23 protein-coding genes are annotated in these 23,398 nt (G+C 71.8%); 14 read left to right on the top strand and 9 right to left on the bottom strand.

Features of this window, described 5'->3' with window-relative positions; genetic code table 11:
* Window positions 1-337: 337 nt before the first annotated feature.
* The 3 genes from ACWGJ2_RS31790 to ACWGJ2_RS31780 all read left to right on the top strand — a co-directional run bounded on the left by ACWGJ2_RS31790 (window position 338) and on the right by ACWGJ2_RS31780 (window position 4,710).
* Window positions 338-2,080, top strand: a complete 1,743-nt coding sequence (locus ACWGJ2_RS31790) for an OPT/YSL family transporter (RefSeq protein WP_453349754.1) — start codon at window positions 338-340, stop codon at window positions 2,078-2,080.
* Window positions 2,081-2,202: 122 nt separating this feature from the next.
* A complete protein-coding gene (locus tag ACWGJ2_RS31785) occupies window positions 2,203-3,009 on the top strand; it encodes an AroM family protein (RefSeq protein ID WP_453349753.1) in 807 nt (268 codons plus the stop codon).
* A 174-nt stretch (window positions 3,010-3,183) separates the two neighbouring features.
* Entirely contained in the window at window positions 3,184-4,710 is a 1,527-nt protein-coding gene (locus tag ACWGJ2_RS31780; protein WP_453349752.1) for an arylsulfatase, read from the top strand.
* 289 nt (window positions 4,711-4,999) lie between these two features.
* On the opposite strand, the gene ACWGJ2_RS31775 is transcribed toward ACWGJ2_RS31780, so the two are convergent.
* A complete protein-coding gene (locus tag ACWGJ2_RS31775) occupies window positions 5,000-5,878 on the bottom strand; it encodes an SDR family NAD(P)-dependent oxidoreductase (protein ID WP_453349751.1) in 879 nt (292 codons plus the stop codon).
* A gap of 69 nt (window positions 5,879-5,947) precedes the next feature.
* Between ACWGJ2_RS31775 and ACWGJ2_RS31770 the strand changes: the two genes are divergently transcribed.
* Both ACWGJ2_RS31770 and ACWGJ2_RS31765 read left to right on the top strand, forming a co-directional pair.
* The gene (locus tag ACWGJ2_RS31770; RefSeq protein WP_453349750.1) at window positions 5,948-6,541 is read left to right on the top strand and encodes a TetR family transcriptional regulator; all 594 of its coding nucleotides are present in this window, start codon (window positions 5,948-5,950) and stop codon (window positions 6,539-6,541) included.
* 185 nt (window positions 6,542-6,726) lie between these two features.
* A complete protein-coding gene (locus ACWGJ2_RS31765) occupies window positions 6,727-8,034 on the top strand; it encodes a sulfite oxidase (protein ID WP_453349749.1) in 1,308 nt (435 codons plus the stop codon).
* 48 nt (window positions 8,035-8,082) lie between these two features.
* Here ACWGJ2_RS31765 and ACWGJ2_RS31760 read toward each other — a convergent pair whose 3' ends face one another.
* Window positions 8,083-8,667 carry a TetR/AcrR family transcriptional regulator gene (locus ACWGJ2_RS31760; RefSeq protein WP_453349748.1) on the bottom strand — a complete coding sequence of 195 codons (585 nt, stop codon included), beginning with the start codon at window positions 8,665-8,667 and terminating at the stop codon, window positions 8,083-8,085.
* A 166-nt stretch (window positions 8,668-8,833) separates the two neighbouring features.
* Between ACWGJ2_RS31760 and ACWGJ2_RS31755 the strand changes: the two genes are divergently transcribed.
* A complete protein-coding gene (locus ACWGJ2_RS31755; RefSeq protein WP_453349747.1) occupies window positions 8,834-9,775 on the top strand; it encodes an alpha/beta fold hydrolase in 942 nt (313 codons plus the stop codon).
* 6 nt (window positions 9,776-9,781) lie between these two features.
* On the opposite strand, the gene ACWGJ2_RS31750 is transcribed toward ACWGJ2_RS31755, so the two are convergent.
* Together ACWGJ2_RS31750 and ACWGJ2_RS31745 are read right to left on the bottom strand one after the other, a co-directional pair.
* Complete coding sequence (locus ACWGJ2_RS31750; protein ID WP_453349746.1) at window positions 9,782-10,189, bottom strand: hypothetical protein; 408 nt, start codon at window positions 10,187-10,189, stop codon at window positions 9,782-9,784.
* Window positions 10,190-10,192: 3 nt separating this feature from the next.
* Window positions 10,193-10,330: a hypothetical protein gene (locus ACWGJ2_RS31745; RefSeq protein WP_453349745.1), complete on the bottom strand. Its 138-nt coding sequence runs from the start codon at window positions 10,328-10,330 to the stop codon at window positions 10,193-10,195.
* Between the two features lie 803 nt (window positions 10,331-11,133).
* On the opposite strand from ACWGJ2_RS31745, the gene ACWGJ2_RS31740 reads away from it, so the two are divergent.
* Window positions 11,134-11,394 carry a hypothetical protein gene (locus tag ACWGJ2_RS31740; RefSeq protein WP_453349744.1) on the top strand — a complete coding sequence of 87 codons (261 nt, stop codon included), beginning with the start codon at window positions 11,134-11,136 and terminating at the stop codon, window positions 11,392-11,394.
* 226 nt (window positions 11,395-11,620) lie between these two features.
* Here the strand turns inward: ACWGJ2_RS31740 and aceB are convergent, their stop codons facing one another.
* The 3 genes from aceB to ACWGJ2_RS31725 all read right to left on the bottom strand — a co-directional run bounded on the left by aceB (window position 11,621) and on the right by ACWGJ2_RS31725 (window position 15,291).
* Window positions 11,621-13,240, bottom strand: coding sequence for a malate synthase A (gene aceB, locus ACWGJ2_RS31735; RefSeq protein ID WP_453349743.1), 1,620 nt, complete (start codon window positions 13,238-13,240; stop codon window positions 11,621-11,623).
* A gap of 282 nt (window positions 13,241-13,522) precedes the next feature.
* Entirely contained in the window at window positions 13,523-14,167 is a 645-nt protein-coding gene (locus ACWGJ2_RS31730; RefSeq protein ID WP_453349742.1) for a response regulator, read from the bottom strand.
* Window positions 14,158-15,291: a sensor histidine kinase gene (locus ACWGJ2_RS31725; RefSeq protein WP_453349741.1), complete on the bottom strand. Its 1,134-nt coding sequence runs from the start codon at window positions 15,289-15,291 to the stop codon at window positions 14,158-14,160. Before ACWGJ2_RS31725 ends, ACWGJ2_RS31730 begins: the two co-directional genes overlap by 10 nt.
* A gap of 158 nt (window positions 15,292-15,449) precedes the next feature.
* On the opposite strand from ACWGJ2_RS31725, the gene ACWGJ2_RS31720 reads away from it, so the two are divergent.
* Entirely contained in the window at window positions 15,450-16,124 is a 675-nt protein-coding gene (locus ACWGJ2_RS31720) for a DedA family protein (protein ID WP_453349757.1), read from the top strand.
* A gap of 39 nt (window positions 16,125-16,163) precedes the next feature.
* Here the strand turns inward: ACWGJ2_RS31720 and ACWGJ2_RS31715 are convergent, their stop codons facing one another.
* Window positions 16,164-16,778: a nucleotidyltransferase family protein gene (locus ACWGJ2_RS31715; protein WP_453349740.1), complete on the bottom strand. Its 615-nt coding sequence runs from the start codon at window positions 16,776-16,778 to the stop codon at window positions 16,164-16,166.
* Between the two features lie 211 nt (window positions 16,779-16,989).
* Between ACWGJ2_RS31715 and ACWGJ2_RS31710 the strand changes: the two genes are divergently transcribed.
* Entirely contained in the window at window positions 16,990-17,313 is a 324-nt protein-coding gene (locus tag ACWGJ2_RS31710) for a DUF5955 family protein (protein ID WP_453349739.1), read from the top strand.
* 512 nt (window positions 17,314-17,825) lie between these two features.
* Here ACWGJ2_RS31710 and ACWGJ2_RS31705 read toward each other — a convergent pair.
* Window positions 17,826-18,644, bottom strand: a complete 819-nt coding sequence (locus ACWGJ2_RS31705) for an IclR family transcriptional regulator (protein ID WP_453349738.1) — start codon at window positions 18,642-18,644, stop codon at window positions 17,826-17,828.
* Between the two features lie 549 nt (window positions 18,645-19,193).
* Between ACWGJ2_RS31705 and allB the strand changes: the two genes are divergently transcribed.
* The 5 genes from allB to ACWGJ2_RS31680 all read left to right on the top strand — a co-directional run bounded on the left by allB (window position 19,194) and on the right by ACWGJ2_RS31680 (window position 23,363).
* Window positions 19,194-20,534, top strand: coding sequence for an allantoinase AllB (allB, locus tag ACWGJ2_RS31700; protein WP_453349737.1), 1,341 nt, complete (start codon window positions 19,194-19,196; stop codon window positions 20,532-20,534).
* A complete protein-coding gene (alc, locus tag ACWGJ2_RS31695) occupies window positions 20,531-21,703 on the top strand; it encodes an allantoicase (protein WP_453349736.1) in 1,173 nt (390 codons plus the stop codon). The genes allB and alc overlap by 4 nt, the downstream gene beginning before the upstream one ends.
* Window positions 21,704-21,860: 157 nt before the next feature.
* On the top strand, window positions 21,861-22,397 hold the full coding sequence (locus ACWGJ2_RS31690) for a hypothetical protein (RefSeq protein ID WP_453349735.1): 537 nt from the start codon (window positions 21,861-21,863) through the stop codon (window positions 22,395-22,397).
* Complete coding sequence (locus ACWGJ2_RS31685) at window positions 22,384-22,725, top strand: transcriptional regulator (RefSeq protein WP_453349734.1); 342 nt, start codon at window positions 22,384-22,386, stop codon at window positions 22,723-22,725. The genes ACWGJ2_RS31690 and ACWGJ2_RS31685 overlap by 14 nt, the downstream gene beginning before the upstream one ends.
* A 191-nt stretch (window positions 22,726-22,916) precedes the next feature.
* Window positions 22,917-23,363 (top strand): ribonuclease domain-containing protein, encoded by a 447-nt coding sequence (locus tag ACWGJ2_RS31680; RefSeq protein WP_453349733.1) that lies wholly within the window; start codon window positions 22,917-22,919, stop codon window positions 23,361-23,363.
* Window positions 23,364-23,398 lie beyond the last annotated feature (35 nt).

The following is a 23,398-nucleotide window of genomic DNA, read 5'->3' as shown; positions in this document are numbered from 1 at the left end:
CTGGGGGTCCGGTTCTTTTGTTTACACCACCCGGGTCCGCCCACTCCCCCCCCCCCCCGCCCCCGGGGGGCGCGGGGGGGTCCGCGGCCGGGCCCCCCGCGCCCCCCCCCGGGGGCGCCCCGGCCCGACGGTTCTGACGGCCCTCACGGGTCGCGCGCCCGGCCAGCACCGGCCTGGTTGGCCGCTCCCGCGCGGCCCGGGTGGTCGACTGGGCCCGCCCCTCCCGGATCCCAGCCCCGACGCCACGCACCCCCGTCACGCACCCCCGCCACACACACCCCGCCTGGACCCAGCGAAGCGCCCGGGCCGAGCCCCACTCCCGCCGACGGAGTTCCCCATGAGTCAGACCTCGGCCACCCCGGCCGCAACGCCCACCGAGGGCCGCCACCCCAGAGCCTTCGAGCCCGTCACGCTCGTCGTGACGATCGTGCTCTCCGTGCTCGGCTCGGTCATCGGCCTCGTGCTGATCACCACCCTCGGCATCGCGCCCAACACCTCGGTCATCGGCGCCCTCATCGCCATGCTGATCGGGCGCATCTCGTTCGCCGCGCTGTCGCGGATGCGCGATCCGCAGCGCCAGAACCTGGTGCAGTCCGCGATCTCGGGTTCCACCTTCGCCGCCGCCAACTCCCTCATCACACCCATCGCGGTCCCCTTCCTCCTCGGGCGGCCCGACCTGGTGTGGCCGATGCTGGGCGGCGCCGTCATCGGGCTCGCCGTCGACAGCTGGGTGCTCTACCGCGTCTTCGACTCCCGGCTGCTGCCCGCCTCAGCGGCGTGGCCCGCGGGCATCGCGGCGGCCGAGACGATCAAGGCGGGCGACGAGGGCGGCCACAAGGCCAGGCTCCTCGGCGTCAGCGCCGTCATCGGCTTCGTCGGCTCGCTCTTCAAGCTGCCGATGAGCGCGGCGGGCGTGGCGTTCCTCGGCAACATCTGGGCCCTGCTGATGTTCGGGGTCGGCCTGCTGGTGGCGCAGTACGCGCCGACCGTCCTGGACGTCGACCTCGCCGCCAACTACGTGCCGCACGGCGTCATGATCGGCGCGGGCCTGGTGGCCCTGGTGCAGGCCGTCCTGATGATGCGTGACCGCAAGGGCCGGGGACGGGACACCAAGGCCGACGCCGAGGCGGGCGCGAAGGCCGAGGCGAAGGTGGACACGAAGAAGGGCGCGGCGCCCGACACGTTCGACGCCTCGTCCCGCACCGTCGACGCGCGACGCCTGCGCCGCGGCCTCCTCGAAGGCCTCGTCCTCTTCCTCGTCGGCGCCGTCCTCATCGCCCTCATCGGCGGCGTCACCGCCGACATGAGCGGCGCCGGACTCGTCGGCTGGGTGGTGCTCGCCGGGTTCGCGGCGCTGGTGCACCAGCTCATCGTCGGACTGGCCGCCATGCACTCCGGCTGGTTCCCCGCCTTCGCCGTCACCCTGATCTTCCTGATCCTCGGGCTCGTCCTGGGCATCCCGATGGTGCCGCTCGCGCTGCTGGTCGGCTACGCGGCCTCCACCGGGCCCGCCTTCGCCGACGTCGGCTTCGACTTCAAGGCCGGCTGGCTGCTGCGCAAGGGCGCGGTGCCCTGGCACCCGTACGAGATGGCCGGGCGCCGCCAGCAGTACCTGGCGCAGCTCGTCGGCTTCGCCGTCGCCATCGTGGTCGTGATGATCGCCTGGAAGCCGTTCTTCTCCGACGGCCGGGTCCCGCCCGTCGCGCAGGTCTACGTCGACACCATCAAGGCGGGCCTCACCGACGGCCACGCCCTCACGATGATGGCCCTGTGGGCGATCCCCGGCGCGCTGGTCCAGTTGCTCGGCGGCTCCTCGCGGCAGATGGGCGTCCTGCTCGCGACGGGCCTGCTCGTCGCGACCCCGCAGGCGGGCTGGCTGGTGCTGGCCGCGCTCGCGATCCGCGTGGTCTACGGGCGCTACCGCAGGCGCAAGGCCGAACAGGCCGCCGCCCGTGACAGTGAGGGCGAGGAGGTCCGCGCGGCGGGCGAGGCCGCCGACAACGACCTCGCGCTGATCGGCGCCGGCCTGGTCGCGGGCAGCTCGATCAACGACGTGAGCCAGATCTACAAGGCGGTGTGACGGCTGACGGCTTTCAGATGACGGATATCAGCTAACAGCTAACGGTTAACAGATAACAAATTTCGTCAAATGTCAGCCGTCACCCCGCCCCGCCTGCGTACCGAGCGAAGGAGCCCCGCCCCATGCCCGCCCCCGACGCCTCCCGTACGGTCAGCGCCCCCGGCCTGGCGCCCGCCCCCACGCCCGGCCACCCCCTCCTGGGGCTGGTCACCATCGGGCAGGCGCCCAGGACGGACCTGACCGGGGACATCGCACCGCTGCTCACCGGGGTGCGCGCTGTCGAGCACGGGGCGCTCGACCTGGACCGGTTCGACGGCCCGGAAGCGAAGGCGCACCGTACGCGTCGCGAGGTGGGACCCGTCGAGGGGGAGGCGCCCCTCATCTCGCGGCTGCGGGACGGCTCGTCCGTCGTGCTGGGGCACGACGCGCTCGCCCCGCGCATGCGGGACGCCGTCGCGCGCTGCGAGGCGGAAGGCGCCGGGGCCACGCTGCTGCTCTGCACCGGTAACTTCCCCTCCGTACCCTCGGCCGGGCCCCTGCTCTACGCCGAGCCGCTCGTGCAGCAGGGCGTGCGCGCCGTCGTGGGCGCCGAGCCGGTCGGGATCGTGTGTCCGCTGCCCGCGCAGCGGGAGGACGTCGGGCGGCGCTGGGCGCGCCTGCTGGAGGGGCCGGTGCGTGTCGAGCCCGCAGACCCGTACGGGGAGGACGCGGCGGCACGTGTCGCCGAGGCGGCCGGGCGGCTGGTCGCGGGCGGCAGCAGGTGGCTCGTACTGGACTGCATCGGTTACACCGAGGTGATGCGGGCCGCCGCGTGCGCCGCCGTCGGCCCCGGGCACCCTGTCCTGCTGGCGCGCGCCCTCGCCGTCCGCCTCGCGTCCGAGGTCGCCACCGCCACGGGAGCGGGACCCGCCACCGCACCTGGCGTCTGACGCGCCGCCCCCTCGGCCTCTCGTAAGCGCCCCTCCGGAACCACCCGTCACGGGGAACCCTTGGGCCACGGGAGGGTGACATCGGGGTGAGGGCGAATCACAGGAACTTCACCATCCGGCAAGGGACATGCGTGAGCATGGGCGACCAGAACGTTGCCCGAAGGAGTCCCTCCGTTGAACGTCACCAGCCGCCGTCAGTTTCTCGCCGGATCAGCGGCGGCACTCGGGCTCGGCGGACTCACCGCTTCCGTGGCAGCCATGACCGGAGGTGACGGTTCGCCGGGCCCCGGCTCCGGTTCCGGCTCAGGGCCGTACGAGGCCGATCCGCTCGGCCGCCGCCGCCCCAATATCGTGCTCGTCGTCGCCGACGACCTGGGCCAGCGGGAGCTGGGCGCGTACGGACAGCGTCTCATCAAGACCCCGCGCCTCGACGAGGTGGCGGCGGAGGGGATGCGGTTCACGCAGGCCTACGCGGCTGCCGCCGTCTGCGCCCCCTCGCGCTGCTCCCTGCTGACGGGCATGCACGCGGGCCACGCCCGCGTCCGCCAGAACCCCTTCAACGGAGCCCAGGGCGCGCTCGGCGACGCCGACACCACCTTCGCCGAGGTGCTGAGGGAGCGCGGCTACCGCACCGGGTGCGTCGGCAAGTGGGGCTTCGGGCCCGAGGCGCCGGACCAGCCCAGCCATCCGAACAGCCGGGGTTTCGACGAGTTCTACGGCTACCTCACGCACCATCAGGCCCACGACTACTACCCGCCCTACCTCTGGGACAACGGCGAGCGCGCCTCGCTCCCCGGCAACACGCTGGGACGGCGCACCACCTACGCGCCCGACCTGTTCCGGCGCAGGGCGCTGGACTTCATCCGCAGGCACGCCGACGAGCCGTTCCTCCTCTACCTCACGCCGAACTCGCCCCACGCGCCGAGCCGCGCGCCGCACTCGGGCCCTTACGCCGCCGCGTACGAGGAGGAGCGGGGCTGGAGCCGGGCCGACAAGGCGCACGCGGCGCAGGTCGGGCATCTGGACGCGACGGTCGGCATGATCGTGGACGCGCTGCGCCGCGAGGGCATCGAGAAGGACACGGTCCTCCTCTTCACCAGCGACAACGGGCCCCACGAGGAGGGCGGCACCGACCCCGACCTGTTCGTCGGGAACGGGCCGCTGCGCGGCTACAAGCGCAACCTCTACGAGGGCGGCATCCGGGTGCCGCTCCTCGCCTGGTCGCCCGGCCGTATCGCGGCGGGCGGCAGCAGCGACCGCCCCACACCGCTCATCGACATGCTGCCCACCATCGCGCACCTGGGCGGGGCGCGGGCCCCCGGCGGCATCGACGGGCTGTCGGCGGCGCCGCTGATCGACGGGTCCAGGGGCACCCCGAAGTCGCACTCGTACCTCTACTGGTACCGGAACGACCCCATCAGCACGGCCCGGGCCGACGCCGTCGACAAGGGGCGCGGCAACACGGTCTGCGAGGCGCTGCGGCAGGACGACTGGAAGGCGGTCCGCTTCGCTCCGGGGCGTGACCGGCTGGTGCCGGACGACGAGTGGGACGTCGAGCTGTACGACCTGCGCGAGGACCCCGGCGAGCGCCACGACCTCGCGGCCCGCCACCCCGAAGTGGCCGACCGCATGGTGAGGCGGATGCGCCGCGCCTGGTCGGACCGGCCCAAGAGCGGCGCGCTGGAGGGGGCCGAGGTCTAGTTGTACGTGGGCTGGACGTCGGTGACGCCGTCCCGGAGGCGAGATGCCGGGGGCTTGCCGTCGGCGATCGCGTGAAGGCAGACGTAACCGCGCTTCGCTCCGGCCGCCTTCGCCCGGCTCGTTGCCTTGGCCTGATCGCTATTCTGGCCCGGCCGACGAGTCAGGTGGCGGCTGACCGTGCGTCGATTGATGACGACGGCCAGGTCGGCGAGTTCGTCGGTGACGCGTCGGGACTGAGCGGGGCGTTGCGGTGTGTCATGAGCGCTTCCGTCCTCGTCGATGGCGGGTGTTACGGCGTCAGCCGGTCGCGTTGTGTCTCGCACAGTTCCCAGATCGCGTTGCGATTGGTTTCGTCCAGGGCTGCTTCGGGCCACGGGGCCGGGGTGGCCTTGCTGTTGAAGTAGGTCCCGCTGATGTCCCGGACTTCGGGACTGGCCGCGAGGTACAGGCTGGAACGCGTGGCCTTGAGCAGCGCGCGATGCCCGTACACGATCGGCATCGCCAGGCGCAGGAGCGGCACGATCGGGCGTGCCAGCGGCGGGTAGGTGCCGATGGTCAGGTTCTTGTTCATCGAGGTGTAGGCGTGCCCGGGGTAGGCGACATTCAGCGTCACCGGCGACCCGTCGAGTTCCTGGGCGAAGCGGTAGCTCATCGCCATCTGCGCCAGCTTGGTCTGGTTGTAGAACGACAGCCCGACATATGACTTCTCGCCCTGTAAGTTGTCCAGGTCGATCCGCCCCTGCGGGATGCCGCCGGTGATATTGATGACCCGGGAGGGGCCCGAGGCCGTCAGGGCCGGCATCAGCCAGTGAGTGAGGCAGAACGGCGCGACCACGTTGACCGCGAACGCGGTCTCGATGCCGTCCTCGGTCAGCTCGCGGTGCGATCGGGTGGCACCCGCATTATTGATCAGCACATCCATGCCACCGGTCCGGGTGCCGGCCTCCTGGGCGAGGCGACGGACATCACGGAGCCGGGACATGTCGGCCGTGATCGCCGTGACGTTCTCATTTCCACTGGAGTGACGGATGTCCCCAACGGCAGCGTCGGCGCGGTCCTTGTCGCGGCCGACAAGGATGACGTCGGCGCCGAGCCCTGCCAGCCGTCGCGCGGTCTCCTTGCCGATGCCCCCGGTGCTACCGGTCACCAGCACGGTCTTGCCTTCCATGCCACCACCCCTTCGAAGTGTCACCTGGTGACACTATAGACATCGAGTGATTCAAAGTAGCCTGGGTGCATGAAGAAAGGGCTGCGCGAACGGACGCGCCGAGCGGTGCGGGCAGAGCTCGCCGAGGTGGCCATCGGCCTGTTCGCCCACCAGGGCTTTGACGAGACGACCGTCGAGGACATCGCTCGCGCAGCCGGAATGACCAAGCGCAGCTTCTTCCGGTACTTCCCCACCAAGGAAGACGTCGTCTTCGACGGCGTCGACCTCACCGGGGAGAAGGTGGTCGCCGACATCGCGGCGCGACCGGCGGACGAAGATCCTTGGGTCTCCCTGCATCACGTCCTACGGGCCTGGCAGGAAGAGATCCATGCCAGTGAGCAGGTACTCGAAACCCTGCGGCTCATCGAAGCCACACCCGCACTGGTCGGGCGGCTCCACCAACGCAGAACGGAATGGCGTCGACGGGTAAGCGACGCGCTCCAAGACCGGCCGGGGGCTGAAATCGACCCATATGCCGCGGACCTGCTCACCAACGCCGCCACCGCTGTCCTCGACGCCGTGTCCAGTCAGTGGGTGCGATCAAACGGGCAGGCGAACCGACCGGCTCTACTGGACCAGGGCTTCATGCAGATCCGCGTAGCCCCCGGCCCGCCACAGGCATGAACCCGTGGCGTCCGTCGACCGTCATCAACGTCCTACCCCGCAACATCTGGTCGGCGTCGTCAACCTCCCGTCCGGGCCGCGACGCCCGGCCTCCCGCACCCCGCATGCCAGAACCGGGTCAGAACGGCGTGAAGTTCACGCTGTCTCAATGGTTTCCGGCGGCCCCCGGCGACATCATCGACTCCATGTCACGGTTCCCCAGGACTCCTGTCGACGAAGGTGCCTACGACCGCAGCAGACTCCGCCAGTGGCTGGCGGGCGAGGCCCGCGCCGAGGGCGTCGCGCGGCGCGATCTGCTGAGGCTGGGCGCGGCGGCCGGTGCCGCCGTCGCGCTGCCGACGGCGTTGCCGTCCCCGGCCGTCGCCGCAGCTCGGACCGCCCCCGACGTCCCCACGACGCGGCCCGCCGCGGCCCCCGGCATCGTGAAGCCGCTGCCGCCCGACCTGTTCACCGTCCACGGCACCAACGCCGAAACGCGTTTCCAGGCCCTGCGCGGTACGGGCCTCCACACACCGGCCGACCGTTTCTTCGTCCGCAACCACACCTCCACCCCCGTCCTCGATCCGGCCACCTGGAGCCTGCGCGTGTGGGGCGGCGGGCTGGACGGCGGTGAGCGGGAGTTCGGGCTCGACGAGCTGCGCGCGCTGCCCGCCACCGAGTGCGGCGCGTTCGTCGAGTGCGCGGGCAACGCCCGCAGCTTCTACGCCACCCAGCAGGGCGAGCCCGTCTCCGGCACCCCCTGGGGCACCGGCGCCGTCGGCAACGCCCGCTGGCGCGGGGTGCGGCTCGGGGAGGTGCTGCGCAGGGCCGGGATCACCCGGCGCGCCGTGGACGTGATGCCGCGCGGCCTGGACGACGCGTACGTGACGGACGACGGCACGTCCTACGGCCGGGTGCGCAGGCCGATGCCGGTGGCGAAGGCGCTGGACGACGTGCTCCTCGCGTACGAGATGAACGGGGAACCCCTCCCGTACGACCACGGCTTCCCCGTCCGCGTCCTGGCGCCCTCCTGGGTGGGGATCGCGTCGGTGAAGTGGCTGGGCGACATCGAGGTGTCGGCCGAGCCGCTGTACTCGCCGTGGAACACCGTCCTCTACCGGCTGTTCGGGTCCGCCTACCCGCCGGAGGGCAGCGCCCCGCTGACCCGGCAGACGCTGAAGAGCGTCTTCGAACTGCCCCTGGACGCCGAGCTGCGCGCGGGGCGCACCCACCTCCTCACGGGCCGCTCCTGGTCGGGCGGCGGGGGCATCGCCGGGGTGGAGGTCAGCACGGACGACGGCGCGCACTGGGCGCCCGCGCGGCTGCTCGACAGGCCGAGGGCCGACAACTGGTCGCGCTGGTCGGTGAGCTGGCGCCCCACGGCGAAGGGCCCTGCGCGACTGCTGGCCCGCGCGACGGACGTACGCGGCACGACCCAGCCCGCGACCTCGGTCCACAACGAGCAGGGCTACCTCTTCGACGCGGTGATCCGCCACCCCGTGACGGTGACCTGAGCGGGGCGGGTGCGGGTGCGGGTGCGGGCCGGGGATGGGGGCGGGCCGTTACGCGCGCAACGCCCGCGACAGCGCGTCCACGGTCACGTCCACGATGGCCAGGAGCTGCGCCGGACTCGCCCCGGCCCTGCTCATGACGGCGAGCGACTGGTTCACGGCCGCCGCGTGTACGGCGAAGCCCTCGGCCTCCTGGTCGGTCAGCCGGCCGGTCTTCAGCGCGGTGAGCAGGCGCAGGCGCTGGGAGCCGAGCGCCTGCTTGGCGTGCTCCGCGACGGCCGGACTCAGCACGGGGACCGCCATGGCCGACTGGGCGATCAGGCATCCGTCGGGCAGTCCGGGATCGGCGATGCGGCCGAGGGTGACGTCGAAGAACGCGCGGACGGCGGCAACGGGTTCCGAGGCCGCACACGACAGGGCGGCGTCGTACTTCGCGCCGTAGCGCGCGGCGTAGAGATCCAGGCAGCGCAGGAAGAGCGTGTCCTTGCCGCCGAGGGAGGAGTAGATGGAACTGCGGTTCAGTCCGGTCGCCCGGGACAAGTCGTCCAGTGAGGTGTCGGCGTAGCCGTCGCGCCAGAACTGGATCATCGCGGCGTCGAGCGCCGTGTCCATGTCGAACTGCTTCTTGCCTGCCACGCGGTACTTCCTTGCCGTCGCGTCGATGGTCAGTGCTGTGCCGTGCGCCATTCTATCTTGAACTGATTGGTTCAAGATGTGTAGCCTTCAAGCGTGGTCATGACCGCGGCGCCCGCTGTCGGCCACACCGTCCCCACCGCACACGTGACACCGATGGAGAGTCCCCGTGACCAGCCAGGCAACCAGCACCCCGCACGTCTCCGAAAGCGACAACCCCGTCCCCGACCTGCCCCTGCGCCATCTGGACGGATTCACCCACCGCTGGGTCGACGCGGGCGGTGTCCGCCTCCATGCCGTCGAAGGCGGACGCCTCGACGGCCCGGCCGTCGTCCTGCTCGCCGGGTTCCCGCAGACCTGGTGGGCCTGGCGGAAGGTGATGCCCGGCCTCACCCGCCGGTTCCACGTCATCGCGCTCGACCTGCCGGGCCAGGGCCACTCCGAGCGACCGGAGCGCGGCTACGACACGCACACGGTCGCCGCGCACGTCCACGCCGCCGTGCAGGCGCTCGGAGTGTCGTCCTACTCCCTGGTCGCCCACGACGTCGGTGCCTGGGTCGCCTTCTCCCTCGCCCTCAACTTCGAGAGCCGGCTGCGCCGGGTCGCTCTGCTCGACGCCGGAATTCCCGGTATCACCCTCCCGGAGGCGATTCCCACCGACCCGGACCGCGCGTGGAAGACCTGGCATTTCGCGTTCCACACCGTGCCCGACCTGCCCGAGACGCTGCTCGCAGGGCGCGAACGCGAGTACATCGGCTGGTTCCTGAGGGCGAAGACCCTGTCTCCCGACACGTTCGACGACGCCGAGATCGACCACTACGCGGCGGCCGTCGCCGCCGACGGCGGCCTGCGCGCTTCCCTCGCGTACTACCGGGACGCCGCGGAGTCGGCGCGCAAGAACCGCGAGGCGCTCGAGCGGCGGCACCTGACCGTGCCGGTCCTCGGGATCTCCAGCAGCCACGGCTCCATTCCGGACATGGCGGCCTCCATCAGCCCGTGGGCCGACGACGCCACCCGCGTCGTCGTGCCCGGCGCCGGGCACTTCATCCCCGACGAGCAGCCCGAAGCCGTCGCCGCCGCGCTGGCGGACTTCATCGCCGACGGGGACTGACACCCCCTAGAACGGGCGTCGTTCGTCGCTCGCGAAGAAGAAGCCGAAGGCGGCGCTGGCGAGGGCCACGACCGGGGTGAACACGAGGCTCAGTTCGCGGTACGCCTCGGTGCTGAAGTGGGTCCAGTGCGCGAGGACGAGGGCGAGCGTGGGCAGCAGCGCGATGGCCGCGACGAGCCACAGCATGCCGACGGCCAGTGTGCGGCGCGTCTCGTCGAGGATCTTCTGCGGTTTGCCCTCGCGCACGGCGGCGCGGGACGGCGGCGCGGGATCCTCGTCCTCGACGAATTCCTCCGCGAGCGGGTCCGTGGGGTCCGTGGCGCCCCTGCTGTCGTCCGGGGTCCGGCCTACCGGTGTTCTCAGGAGATAGACGGCGCCGTTGTCGGGCACCTCGTCCTCCGCGAATGTGTCCACGTGCTATTCGTCCTCTTCGCGGCTGTGCGGCAGGGGGATCTCGGGGCCGATGCGCAGGAAACTCTCGTCCGTCGAGGGGATTTCGTCCTCCCACAGGACGGTGGGGACGGTGGGCGGGGGAGGGCGGTCCGCTGTGGTCACTCGTGCTCCCCTCGCCGGCACATGCAGATACGCACGGGGCGCGGTGGTCCGAAACCGCAGGTTTCCTCGTGCGCGGGTGGCGGGAAGTCCTCTTCGAACTCGCCCTTTCCCTTCCTCTGTCCCTGGTGTTTCACGAGCGTGGCGGTGACGCTGTTCCGAGTGGCCAGCTCCCTTTCACGTGAGGCCCGTTCGAGAGTCCGCACGTGAACTCGTTCGTTGTGCCACTCCTGAAATGGCGTGACGAACCGCCAGGCACCGTTGTGCAGTACCTCGAATGCGGAGTTCTGATCGGTCGCCATGCAGGGTGCCCCCTCCGATGGTCGCCACCGATGGGGCCCGGCCAGAGCGGCACGCAGGGCACCCAAGCGGCGCTTGGGCCAGATCGTAGCACATGCGATGTGATCATTTTCCACATCCAGTGTGGAATCGAGGCGCATTGGGTACACATTGGGTGCGCATCCGATGTGCTCTCGATGCTGATTCTCTTGACATCGGATGCTCATCGCTGCATGATGTCGGTATCCGGTTCCATCCGGCCCACGTAGGGGGGAGTTTCGTATGGGTCATTTACGCGCCCTTGATCTCGCCCGATGGGCCGGTTGGGCCATCGCTGATACCGCATCCTCGCGGGGGACCACGCAGGACCGGCCGTCGCCGGTTGCTTCGGTCATATGTGCGGGAAGGCGCTGACTCATTCACACAGAGCCGTTCGGGGGCCTCCGGCATCGACGCTGAGAGGTGAAGCCCGGACTTTGCCGTGTCCAGGTCTGCGTGAGCGACACCTCTATTCAAGGAGCCTTGGCATGCCCGAGAATTCGACCGATACCGATGCCGCGGTGAGGACGCAGTCCGAGCCATCGATCACCCGACTCAGTGTGAACATCAATGAAGACACGGCCGCGAGGCTGCGGTGGTACAAGGAGCACAAGGGAATCTCGATCACGGAGACGGTCAGGCGAGCGGTCGCGCTGCTCGATCTGGTGGAGCGGGAGACGGCCGATGGCAGTGAGGTTCTGCTGAAGTCGCGTGACGGCAAGTCCGTCCGTCAGCTCTGGCTCGTCTGAGCCCTCTCGTCCGAGTGATGCCGCCCGGGTGATGCCGAGCGAATCCGTGCCGTTCATGCTTCGTGGTTTGCCATAGCTCTTTCTCCGCCCGGCTCTGCTCGCCCAGCCACCCCCCGGTCCGATCCGACGCGTGAGCGCGTGGACGGGGACCTCGACACAGCGAAACGCGCCGTGGCACGGAGTCCTCCCGTGCCACGGCGCGCTCTTGTGCCGGTGCGTGCGGTGCTCAGCCCCGCAGTTGCTCGTAGGCGGGCAGCGTCAGGAACGCCTCATAGGTCTCGTCGAGACCCACCCGCAGCAGCAGGTCGTGCGCCTGCTGCCACTGGCCGCCGTCGAACGCCTCCTGGCCGACCTCTTCGCGGATCTCTGCGAGATCCCGGGCCGCGACCTCGCGGACCAGCTCGGGAGTGACCTTCTCGCCGTTGTCGAGGACGACGCCCGCGTCCACCCACTGCCAGATCTGCGAGCGCGAGATCTCGGCCGTCGCCGCGTCCTCCATCAGGCCGAAGATGGCGACGGCGCCCAGGCCGCGCAGCCACGCCTCGATGTAACGGATACCGACCTGCACGGCGTTGACCAGCCCGTCGTAGGTGGGCTTGGCCTCCAGCGTGTCGACGGCGATCAGGTCGGCGGCGGTGACGTGCACGTCCTCGCGCAGTTTTTCCTTCTGGTTCGGACGGTCGCCGAGCACCGCGTCGAAGGACTTCTTGGCGATCGGCACCAGGTCGGGGTGGGCGACCCAGGAGCCGTCGAAGCCGTCGCCCGCCTCGCGGTCCTTGTCGTTCCTGACCTTCTCCATGGCCTTCTCGTTGGCCTCGGGGTCCCGCCGGTTGGGGATGAAGGCCGCCATGCCGCCGATCGCGTGCGCGCCGCGCTTGTGGCAGGTGCGCACGAGCAGCTCGGTGTACGCGCGCATGAACGGCGCCGTCATGGTGATGGCGTTGCGGTCGGGGAGGACGAACTTCTCGCCGCCGTCGCGGAAGTTCTTGACGATCGAGAACAGGTAGTCCCAGCGGCCCGCGTTCAGCCCGGAGGCGTGGTCGCGCAGCTCGTAGAGGATCTCCTCCATCTCGTACGCTGCGGTGATCGTCTCGATCAGGACCGTGGCGCGGATGGTGCCCTGGGGGATGCCGCAGTAGTCCTGCGCGAAGACGAACACCTCGTTCCACAGCCGCGCCTCGAGGTGCGACTCGGTCTTGGGCAGGTAGAAGTACGGGCCCTTGCCGAGGTCGAGCAGGCGCTGCGCGTTGTGGAAGAAGTAGAGGCCGAAGTCGACGAGCGCTCCGGGCACCGGCTTCCCGTCGAGCTGGAGGTGCCGCTCGTCCAGGTGCCAGCCGCGCGGCCGGGTCACCACGGTGGCCAGCTCATCGGCGGGGCGCAGCGCGTACGACTTGCCGGAGCGCTCGTCGGTGAAGTCGATGCGGCGCTCGTAGGCGTCGATGAGGTTGAGCTGGCCGCCGACGACGTTCTCCCAGGTGGGGGCCGAGGCGTCCTCGAAGTCGGCGAGCCACACCTTGGCACCGGAGTTGAGCGCGTTGATGGTCATCTTCCGGTCGGTCGGACCGGTGATCTCCACCCTGCGGTCGTCGAGCGCCTCGGGGGAAGGGGCCACCTGCCAGTCGCCCTCGCGGATGTGCGCGGTCTCCGGGAGGAAGTCCAGCGTGGAGGTGCGGGCTATCTCGTCCCGGCGCTCGGCGCGCTTGGCCAGCAGCTCGTCACGGCGCGGCGTGAACCGGCGGTGCAGCTCGGCCAGGAAGGTCAGGGCGGCGTCGGTCAGCACCTCCCCCTGACGCTCCACGGGCGCTGCGTCGACGATGGCCAGCGGGGACGGCGCTGGTGCGGACATGGTGTGTCACTCCTTCATCGGGCGGTGCCTTACGGCCGCCGGTTCGCTTGCGTCGCGGCACGGGGTGCCGCGCCGTTCGCGGTACCCCGGAACACGGCGCCGGACGCCGTCGGCGCGTGCGGGCGCTTCTGACCAGTGGAGAGTAGTTTCCTCATGGTGGAACTTCAATAGTTTGTTGACGTCGAGATATCTCACACGGGCCGAGAGTGCCGCGCGGTGGCGCGCAGTGCCACCCTCGTCACAGCACGCGGCCGAAGATGCCCAGGAACGACCCCGCGGCGATCACGAACCGAGGTACCGCAGCACCGCGAGTACCCGTCGGCTGTAGCCCTCACCGCTCGCGAGCCCCAACTTGTCGAAGAGCGCGTTGCTGTGCTTCTCGACGGCGCTCCGCGAGACGTGCAGCCGCTCCGCGATGGCCGCGTTCGTGTGCCCCTGCGCCATCAGGTCCAGCACGTCGCGCTCGCGCGGGGTCAGCCGCTGGAGCGGATCGGTGTGGGTGCTGCGCGCCACCAACTGCCGTACGACCTCGGGGTCGAAGGCCGTACGGCCCGCGCCCACCCGCTCCAGCGCGTCCAGGAACTCGTCGATCTCGACGACCCGGTCCTTCAGCAGATAGCCGACGGCCTCCGAGTTCTCGCCCAGCAGCCGGGCCGCGTACCGCTTCTCCACGTACTGCGACAGCACCAGCACCCCCACCCGTGGCCACGTCTCGCGGATGCGCAGCGCGGCGCGCAGCCCCTCGTCGGAGTGGGTGGGCGGCATCCGTACGTCGATCACCGCCACGTCGGGCGGATCGGCCGCCACCGCCTTCAGCAGTGCCTCCGCGTCCCCGACGGCGGCGGTGATCTCGTGGCCCTCGTCGGCCAGCAGCCGCGCCAGGCCCTCGCGCAGCAGGATCGAGTCGTCGGCCAGCACTACGCGCACGGCAGCTCCGCCGTCACGGCCGTCGGCCCGCCGGGCGGGCTGGTCACCGTCAGGGTGCCGTCCAGCGCCGCCAGCCTGCGGGCCAGGCCCAGCAGCCCGCCGCCCGCCGAGGGGTCGGCGCCGCCGCACCCGTCGTCCTCCACCCGCACGCTGAGCCTCCCGTTCTCCTGCCGGACCCGCACCGTCACCCCGGAGGCGCCCGCGTGCTTGACCGCGTTCGTCACCGCCTCGCACACCACGAAGTACGCCGCCGTACGGACGGCGTCCCCCGGCTCCTCCGTCAAGCCGTACTCCAGGCGCACGGGCATCCCGCCCGAGCGCTCCGCCACCGTCTCCAGGGCCGCGCGCAGCCCCGCCTCGTCCAGCACCGACGGATACACCCTCCAGGCCACCTCCCGTAGTTCCTCCAGCGCCCGGCGGCTCTCCTCGTGCGCCTGGCGCAGCAGCAGCGAGGAGCGGGCGCTGTCCTCGCCGCCCTCCGCGCGCCTGGCCCGGCCCAGCAGCATGCCCAGGGCCACCAGCCGCTGTTGCAGGCCGTCGTGCAGATACCGCTCGATGCGGCGCCGTTCGTCGTGCACCGCCTCCACGACGGCGGCGCGGCTCGCGGCCAGTTCGGAGATCCGCCGCTGGAGCAGCTCCTGCTCGCTCGGCCCCAGGAAGCGCCGCGCGAGACGGTCCTCCAGCGAGACCACCGCGTACATGCCCTGCACGCCGAGGAAGAGCAGGAACAGGCCGCCGACGTCGGACGAGACCAGCGTCCACGGGTCGTCGACGGGGGAGAAGATCCACACCCAGGTGAGGACGGTGCCGTAGAGCGCGCCCGCCACGACCGTGGCCAGCACCAGGCCGCCGAGCAGCCCCGCCGTCCAGCGGGCCGCGAGGTAGTGCAGCGCACGCGCCGGTGCCTCGTCCGAGCCCGCCTCCACCGCGAAGTAGCGCGCCAGCCTGCGCCGCTCCAGGCGCACCAGCCGCTCGGCGCCGCGCAGCACGGGCGCGGGCACGGCCCGCCGAGGCAGCCAGGAGACCCCCACGACCAGCAGGAAGACCAGCTCCACGACGGCCGTCGCGGTCCCTGTCGCCACACCGGCCGCGGTCATCGCGCCACGGCGCAGCACTCCTCGCATGCCGTCACGCTAGCGGCGCGTGCCGCCCGCGCGTACTGCGGTTCTCCGCACCCCGGGGCTGCGGTCGGCCGCACAGGGAATGTACGGAGAGCACTTTGGCGCCGCACAGCCGGGGTTCTTAGGCTTGCCGCATGATCGAAGAATGGGCCACCGGCCTCATGAGTTCTCTGGGCGCGGTCGGCGCTGGTATCGCCATCGCGCTGGAGAACCTCTTCCCGCCGCTCCCCAGCGAAGTGATCCTTCCGCTGGCGGGCTTCACCGCGCACAAGGGCGGGATGAGCCTGGTTGCCGCGATCATCTGGACGACGGTCGGCTCGCTCGTCGGGGCCCTCGCCCTCTACGGGGTGGGCGCGGTACTCGGCCGGGAGCGCACCGTCGCGCTGGCGGCGAAGCTGCCGCTGCTGAAGGTCTCGGACATCGAGAAGACGGAGGCGTGGTTCGCGCGGCACGGCACCAAGGCGGTCTTCTTCGGGCGCATGATCCCCATCTTCCGCAGCCTGATCTCGGTTCCCGCCGGCGTGGAGCGGATGCGGCTGACCGTGTTCCTGGTGCTGACGGGGCTCGGCAGCCTGCTGTGGAACAGCATCTTCATCCTCGCCGGGTACGGGCTCGGCGCGCAGTGGCACCGGATCACCGAGTACGTGGGGCTGTACTCCAAGGTCGTGCTCGGGGTGGCCGTGCTCGCGGTGGTCGCCTTCGTCGTGCTGCGGGCGATGCGCGCCGGGGGCGGCAAGCGGCGGGCGCCGAAGGGGCGGGACGCGGAGGCCGGGCGCGACGGGGAAGCCGGCCGGGACCGTGAGGCCGAGCCGGGCCGGGGCCGCCGCGGGCGCTGACGCCGACGCCGCCCTTGGGGGCGTCCGCCCGTGCGGGGCTCACGGGCCGCCGAGCCGCGACAGGTCCTCCGGGGTGTCGATGTCGCCGGGGTCGGCGATGTCACCGCACTCCACCAGCGCGAGCGCGTCCGCGTGCTCCCGCAGATACGCGCGGGCCCCCTGGTCACCGGCGGCGCCCGCCGCCACCCCCGCCCAGTGCCCGGCGCCGACGAGGACGGGGTGCCCGCGCCGTCCCCCGTACGCGGCGGCGGCGAGCGAACCGGGCGAGCGGTACGCGGCACGGACGCGGGCGACCGCTTCCGCGCCCACCCCCGGCTGGTCCACCAGCGAGACCAGGGCCGCGTCGGCGCCCGTGGCGGCGAGGGTGCCGAGGCCGAGGCGCAGCGAACCGCCCATGCCCTCGGCCCAGTCCGGGTTGTCCAGCAGGACGCAGCCCTCCAGCGCGGCGCGCTCCCGCACCTCGCGCGCCGCCGCGCCCAGTACGACGTGCACCGTGTCGCAGCCCCCGTCGCGCAGTGCCCGCACCGCGTGCTCGACCAGCGGTCGGTCGTGGTGCGGCAGCAGCGCCTTCGGCCTGCCGCCGAGCCGCCGCCCGCCTCCGGCGGCGAGCAGCAGCCCTGCGACCAGCGGCGCCGTCCCGTTCGTGTCCGTCATGGCTCCTGCATACCTCATGGCATCGCGCCTCGGCGGAGTGCCTGAGGTGAACTGGTGAAGTCTGGTTGCCTTTGTTGCCCGAGGCACAAATCACGCCGTGAATCTTGCCCTCCGTGTGGCGTGATGCGCGGAGAGTGGCGTTTACTGTGGCGGGCGTTCGGCCCGTCGTCGCGAGGAGAGGGGAACGGTCCCGGTGTGGGGGGAACGAGCAGTGGTGCGCAGCGGCGCTGCGGAGCAGGGGACGGTCACGGACAGCGCGGTGGACCCGCGGGTTTCCGAGCTGGGCCGGGCCGTGACGAGACTGCGGCGTGAACTGGACTCCTACCCCGCCGACTTACGCGACAGAGAGGCCGCCGAGGACGCGCTCGACGCGCTCGGTGCGATGGCGGGCGCGGGCGTTCCCGAGGTGACGAGGCTGCGGCAGTCGCTGCTTCTGGTCGCCGCCGCGGTCGGGTCGGTCAGCGCGCTGGCCGCCGCGCTCGCGGACGTGCGCAACGCCGTCGAACTCTTCGGCGAGCCCCCGCGCACCGGCTGACGGTCCCTTCGCGGGGCGACGGGGCGGCCTCCGTGCCGTAGGAGGTGCCGTCGACGTCCCGTCCGGGCCGCGGCCTCTGGCGCGCACGCGCGCTCGCGGCGTTGTCGGTCGTCGGCGCAGCCCTCCCCAGGCCCTGCCGGGCCGGGAGGTGCCCCCTGCGGCCCCCGGCCCAACGGCCGGACGACGCCATGTTGAAGACACCCCTAGCGCCGTACGGTCTGCTGCCTGCTGCCTGCTGCCTGCTGTCTGCTGCCTGCTGTCTGCTGTCTGCTGTCTGCTGCCTGCTGCGGGCGGCCGGGCGACGGACATGGCGGGTCCGGCACCTCCAGGCCCGCCGACCGGCCGACCGGTCCGGCCCCGTCGGCCGGTTCAGCCGGTCCGGCGGCCGTCAACTGCCGACCGTCCGGCTGGTCCGAGCGGTCCGGCCCCGTCGAGCGTCGTCAACCGTCGGCCGTACGCGCACCGTGCCGACCGTGGCGCACGCTGTCACCCGTCGCCGACCGCCCGGCCGGTCAGGCCGAATTGGCGTTCGTGTTCGCCAGGGCCGTCGAGAGGTCCTGTGCGACCTCGTGGAGCAGTGGCACGAACTTGTCCGTCGCCGCGTCCGTGACCCGCCCCGCTGGACCCGAGATGGAGATCGCCGCGGCGGTCGGGGAGTCGGGCACGGAGACCGCGATGCAGCGCACGCCGATCTCCTGCTCGTTGTCGTCCACCGCGTATCCCGCGTCCCTGACCTGCTCCAGCGCGTGCAGGAAGCCGTCGGGCGTGGTGATCGTCTTCTCGGTGGCCGCGGGCATCCCCGTACGGGTGAGGAGTGCGCGCACCTCCTCGGGCGGGGTGTGCGCGAGCAGCACCTTGCCCACACCGGTGGAGTGCGGCAGTACGCGCCGCCCCACCTCGGTGAACATCCGCATCGAGTGGCGGGACGGCACCTGTGCGACGTAGACGACCTCGTCGCCGTCGAGCAGCGCCATGTTCGCCGTCTCGCCGGTCTCCTCGACCAGCCGCGCGAGGTACGGGCGCGCCCAGGTGCCCAGCAGGCGCGACGCGCTCTCGCCGAGACGGATGAGGCGCGGGCCCAGCGCGTAGCGCCGGTTGGGCTGCTGGCGCACGTAGCCGCAGGCGACGAGGGTGCGCATCAGGCGGTGGATGGTGGGCAGCGGGAGCCCGCTGCTGCTGGACAGCTCGCTCAGGCCGACCTCGCCCCCGGCGTCCGCCATCCGTTCCAGCAGGTCGAAGGCGCGCTCCAGTGACTGGACACCGCCCGTGGAGGCGGTCGTCGGGGCAGGGGCGGCTGAGGTGGTGGGCTTGTGCTCGGCGGACGACGGCACGTCGCGTTCCTTTCCTGCGGGTGTGGCGCATGCTACCGGCCCGGATCGGGGGCCACATGACTCTCGGCGCAGCGTTGTGGCCGGTCACGGCCGGTTTGTCCCCATGAAGGGCCGGATCGGGGGCCTCGGCGCGCGTGCACCAGTGGCTGTTGGCACATCCCTCATCCGAAATACGAGTTCCATCTTATGGAAACCTCCAAAGCGGCCTTCCGGTGCTCCCGCCGTGCCGGAGCGAGGGTGGCGAGCCGTCCCCGGCGGTGCCGTTCTCGCGGGAGGCCCAGCTCAGGGGGTGCGGCGGAGCACCCGGCGGCGGCCAAGGGGGTCTTGACGGAGCCGGGTGCGGAGGTGAAGACTCCCTCAACAGAAAGTTGATTCCGCACTCCGGAAGAAACCCTCCGGAAGACGCGCTCGGACGGCGCGTCCGGACGACGACGCGGACCGGCCGTCGAGGAGCACGCAGCACAGCACCGAGCGGCGGCCCCCTCCCGTCGCTCCGTGGCCGTACCGGCCGTGCGGCGTCAGCGCGCGACATCAGGAGGAGGGGCCGAGTTGGCCGACGCACAGCTCGTACTGCGCTCGACGCGCGTCATCACCCCCGAGGGCACCCGCGCCGCATCCGTGGCCGTGGCCGACGGACGCATCGCGGCCGTGCTCCCCCATGACGCCGAGGTGCCGCAGGGCGCACGGCTGGAGGACGTCGGCGACGACGTGCTGCTCCCGGGACTCGTGGACACACACGTCCACGTCAACGACCCGGGCCGCACCGAGTGGGAGGGCTTCTACACCGCCACGGCAGCGGCGGCGGCCGGCGGCATCACCACCCTCATCGACATGCCGCTCAACTCGCTGCCCCCCACCACCACCGTCGAGAACCTGCGCGTCAAGCGGGAGGTCGCCCGGTCCAAGGCGCACATCGACACCGGCTTCTGGGGCGGCGCCATCCCCGGCAACGTCAAGGACCTGCGCCCCCTCCACGAGGCCGGGGTCTTCGGCTTCAAGTGCTTCCTGTCGCCCTCGGGCGTCGAGGAGTTCCCCGAGCTGGCCGCCGCCGAGCTGGAGGCCGCCGTCGCCGAGATCGCGGGCTTCGACGGGCTGCTCATCGTGCACGCCGAGGACCCGGCCCACCTCGCCTCGGCCCCGCAGCGCGGCGGCGGCGCCTACAAGCACTTCCTCGCCTCCCGCCCCCGTGCCGCCGAGAACGACGCCATCGGCCTGCTCATCGACCTCGCCAAGCGCTACGGATCACGGGTGCACGTGCTGCACCTCTCCTCCAGCGACGCGCTGCCGATGATCGCCGACGCGCGGCGCGAGGGCGTGCGGATCACCGTCGAGACCTGCCCGCACTTCCTCACCCTCACCGCCGAGGAGGTGCCGGACGGCGCGACGGAGTTCAAGTGCTGCCCGCCCATCCGCGAGCGGGAGAACCAGGACGCGCTCTGGCAGGCGCTGGCCGACGGCACCATCGACTGCGTCGTCTCCGACCACTCGCCCTGCACCGCCGACCTCAAGACCCCCGACTTCGGCACCGCCTGGGGCGGCATCTCCTCGCTCCAGCTCGGCCTGCCCGTCATCTGGTCGGCGGCGCGCGAGCGCGGGCAGAGCCTGGAGGACGTCGTGCGCTGGATGTCGGCGGGCCCGGCCCGGCTCGCGGGCCTGGAGCACAAGGGCGCCATCGAGGCGGGCCGGGACGCGGACTTCGCCGTCCTCGCGCCCGAAGAGACCTTCACCGTGGACCCGGCGGGCCTCCACCACCGCAACCGGGTCACCGCCTACGCGGGCAGGACACTGCACGGCGTCGTGCGCTCCACCTGGCTGCGCGGAGAGCGCATCGCGGAGCACGGGCGCCTGACGGACAAGACCGGCCGACTGATCGAGAGGACCAGCGCATGACCGCGGCGACCACCGGAACCCCCGGGACCTCCGGCACCCCTGGCACCCCGGGGACCTCCGGCATCGCCACCTTCACCGGTGACGCGAACCCGTACGGCGGCGGCGACCCCTACGCCGACTACCGCAGCGCCGACCTGCCCTTCACCCACCTCGCCGACCTCGCGGACCGCAGGCTCGGCGCGGGCGTGATCGCGGCGAACGACGAGTTCTTCGCCGAGCGCGAGAACCTCCTCAAGCCGGAGCGCGCCGAGTTCGACCCCGAGCACTTCGGGCACAAGGGCAAGATCATGGACGGCTGGGAGACCCGGCGCCGCCGCGGCGTCTCGGCCGACGTGCCGCACCCGAAGGACGAGGACCACGACTGGGCCCTCGTGCGGCTCGGCGCGCCCGGCGTCATCCGGGGCATCGTCGTGGACACGGCCCACTTCCGCGGCAACTACCCGCAGGCCGTGTCCATCGAGGCCACCTCGGTCCCCGGCTCGCCCTCGCCCGAGGAACTGCTCGCCGACGACGTCAAGTGGACGGTCATCGTCCCCAGGACCGTCATCGGCGGCCACGCCGCCAACGGCTTCGAGGTGACCGCCGAACAGCGCTTCACCCACCTCCGCGTCAACCAGCACCCCGACGGGGGCATCGCGCGCCTCCGCGTCCACGGCGAGGTCGCGCCCGACCCCGAGTGGCTCGCGGCGCTCGGCACGTTCGACCTGGTCGCGCTGGAGAACGGCGGCGCCGTCGAGGACGCCTCCGACCGCTTCTACTCACCGGCCACCAACACCATCCAGCCCGGCCGCTCCCGCAAGATGGACGACGGCTGGGAGACGCGCCGCCGCCGCGACAAGGGCAACGACTGGATCCGGTACGCGCTGGCAGGGCAGGCCGAGATCCGCGCCGTCGAGATCGACACGGGCTACCTCAAGGGCAACTCGGCCGGGTGGGCCGCGCTCGTCGGCAAGGACGGGGAGGACGGCGAGTGGGTCGAGCTACTGGCCCGCACCCGCCTCCAGCCCGACACGGTGCACCGCTTCCTGCTCGACGCGGCTCCGCCGGTCACCCATGTCCGTCTCGACATCTACCCCGACGGCGGCATAGCGCGCCTGCGCGCACACGGCTCGCTGACGGCCGAGGGGGCACGCCGCGTGGCGGCCCGCCATCAGGAACTCGGCGCGTAGCCCTCGCGCTTCGCACAGAAGGGGCCCCTTTCCCGCTTCGCGGGGGAGGGGCCCCTTCGTGCTGCCGGGGACCGGGTTGACGAGCCGCCGCCGGGAAACTAGTTTCTTCTCAGGAAAGTAGTTTCGGTGGAGCACGCAGCATCTTGTGGAGGTACTCATGCCATCCGTTCCCGACGGCTCCTTCCCCTCGGCGGACGAAGCCGCCCGCTCACTGGAGGACATCGAAAAGCGCCGGAACCAGATGCGCGGGTCGGCCACCGAAGCACGGTGGGTGTACGTGCTGTCCGGTGTCGTGTTCTTCGCGCTCTTCGCGTCTCCCGACTTCCTCGGAGAGGCGGCCGTGGCCTGGATCTCGCCCGCTCTCGGGGTGTTCGGCCTCGGCTACGTCGCACTGCTCAACACCCGTCGTGGCTCGGCCCTGCTGGGCAGGCCCGTCCGCCCGCGCAGGCAGGAGATCTCCTGGCGGCCCCGCCTCTACCTGCTGCTCGCGGTGGCCGTCGTACTCCTGGCCGGCCTCGCCCTCCGGCTCGCGCAGCCGGACTGTCACCTCGCCATGCCGTACTGGCGGACCGTGATCGGCGCGGTGGCCGGCGCCTCGCTGGCGGTCTTCGGTCCCGCCTGGCAGCGGGCGCTGCTGTCGGGCGCCGCGCCCGGTGGCCGTACGGGGAAGAGCGCCGTCAATGGCGCACGCTGACTTCGACCCGGTCCTGCTCGACCCCACCCGGCTGTCGATCGTGTCGCTGCTCGCGGGGGCCGAGTGGGCCGAGTTCGGGTGGGTGAGGGAGTCGGCGGGACTGTCGCCCTCCGCTCTGTCCAAGCAGATCAGCACGCTGGAGGGGCACGGTTACGTCGAGGTGCGCAAGGGGTACGTCGGCAAGCGGCCCCGCACCTGGGTGCAGCTCAGCGACGGCGGGCGGGCGGCGCTGGAGGCGCACGCGGCGGCGTTGCAGCAGATCGTCGAGAGGTCGCGGCGTGCGGCCGACGGGAGCGAGGGTGAGGGTGGGGCCGGGGGCCGGGAGTGAGGGCGTCCACGGGGGGCGGGGCCCATGTCCGGTGAGCGGACGACGGCCCCCGCCCCGGCCCCGACCCCGGCTGTGTGCGACCGCGAGCGGCGCCCCGCGCGCCGCATCAAGCCGGGTGCCCCATGTGAACTCCTGGGAAAATTCGTGCAGTTGGCGTTGACATGTCATCTACGCGCGTCACCATGGATGCCATGAGATTCCCCCCACGAATCGCACGCATCAGTGCCCTCAGCGCCCTCGCCGCCGCCCTCCTCGTCGGCGGACCCGCCGTCGCCGGAGCCGCCACCGCCGAGCAGGCGCCCGCGCCCGCCAGGATCTCCGCGCCCGCCGCCTCCGGCGTCTCCGCCGCCGACGTCGGCAGCATCTGTTACAACGAACTGCCCGCCGAGGCCCACGAGACGCTCGACCTCATCGAGCAGGGCGGCCCCTACCCGTACCCGCAGGACGGCACCGTCTTCCAGAACCGGGAGGGCATCCTCCCGGACCAGAGTGACGGCTACTACCACGAGTACACCGTCGAGACGCCGGGCTCCGACGACCGCGGAGCCCGGCGCATCGTGACCGGTGAGGAGGAGCAGGAGGACTACTACACGGCCGACCACTACGAGTCGTTCGACCTGGTGGACCACGGCTGCTGAGCCCTCACGTCCCGCACACCCCACCCCCCACACCC

The sequence above is a fragment of the Streptomyces sp. NPDC054796 genome (genome assembly GCF_053611545.1).
This window is presented reverse-complemented; position numbering and strand designations above follow the sequence as displayed.

Coding starts and splice junctions, on each gene's coding strand:
- ACWGJ2_RS31790 (WP_453349754.1), top strand. CDS start 338: ATGAGTCAGACCTCGGCCACCCCGGCCGCAACGCCCACCGAGGGCCGC.
- ACWGJ2_RS31785 (WP_453349753.1), top strand. CDS start 2,203: ATGCCCGCCCCCGACGCCTCCCGTACGGTCAGCGCCCCCGGCCTGGCG.
- ACWGJ2_RS31775 (WP_453349751.1), bottom strand. CDS start 5,878: ATGGAAGGCAAGACCGTGCTGGTGACCGGTAGCACCGGGGGCATCGGC.
- ACWGJ2_RS31770 (WP_453349750.1), top strand. CDS start 5,948: ATGAAGAAAGGGCTGCGCGAACGGACGCGCCGAGCGGTGCGGGCAGAG.
- ACWGJ2_RS31765 (WP_453349749.1), top strand. CDS start 6,727: ATGTCACGGTTCCCCAGGACTCCTGTCGACGAAGGTGCCTACGACCGC.
- ACWGJ2_RS31740 (WP_453349744.1), top strand. CDS start 11,134: ATGCCCGAGAATTCGACCGATACCGATGCCGCGGTGAGGACGCAGTCC.
- aceB (WP_453349743.1), bottom strand. CDS start 13,240: ATGTCCGCACCAGCGCCGTCCCCGCTGGCCATCGTCGACGCAGCGCCC.
- ACWGJ2_RS31725 (WP_453349741.1), bottom strand. CDS start 15,291: ATGCGAGGAGTGCTGCGCCGTGGCGCGATGACCGCGGCCGGTGTGGCG.
- ACWGJ2_RS31720 (WP_453349757.1), top strand. CDS start 15,450: ATGAGTTCTCTGGGCGCGGTCGGCGCTGGTATCGCCATCGCGCTGGAG.
- ACWGJ2_RS31715 (WP_453349740.1), bottom strand. CDS start 16,778: ATGACGGACACGAACGGGACGGCGCCGCTGGTCGCAGGGCTGCTGCTC.
- alc (WP_453349736.1), top strand. CDS start 20,531: ATGACCGCGGCGACCACCGGAACCCCCGGGACCTCCGGCACCCCTGGC.
- ACWGJ2_RS31690 (WP_453349735.1), top strand. CDS start 21,861: ATGCCATCCGTTCCCGACGGCTCCTTCCCCTCGGCGGACGAAGCCGCC.
- ACWGJ2_RS31685 (WP_453349734.1), top strand. CDS start 22,384: ATGGCGCACGCTGACTTCGACCCGGTCCTGCTCGACCCCACCCGGCTG.
- ACWGJ2_RS31680 (WP_453349733.1), top strand. CDS start 22,917: ATGAGATTCCCCCCACGAATCGCACGCATCAGTGCCCTCAGCGCCCTC.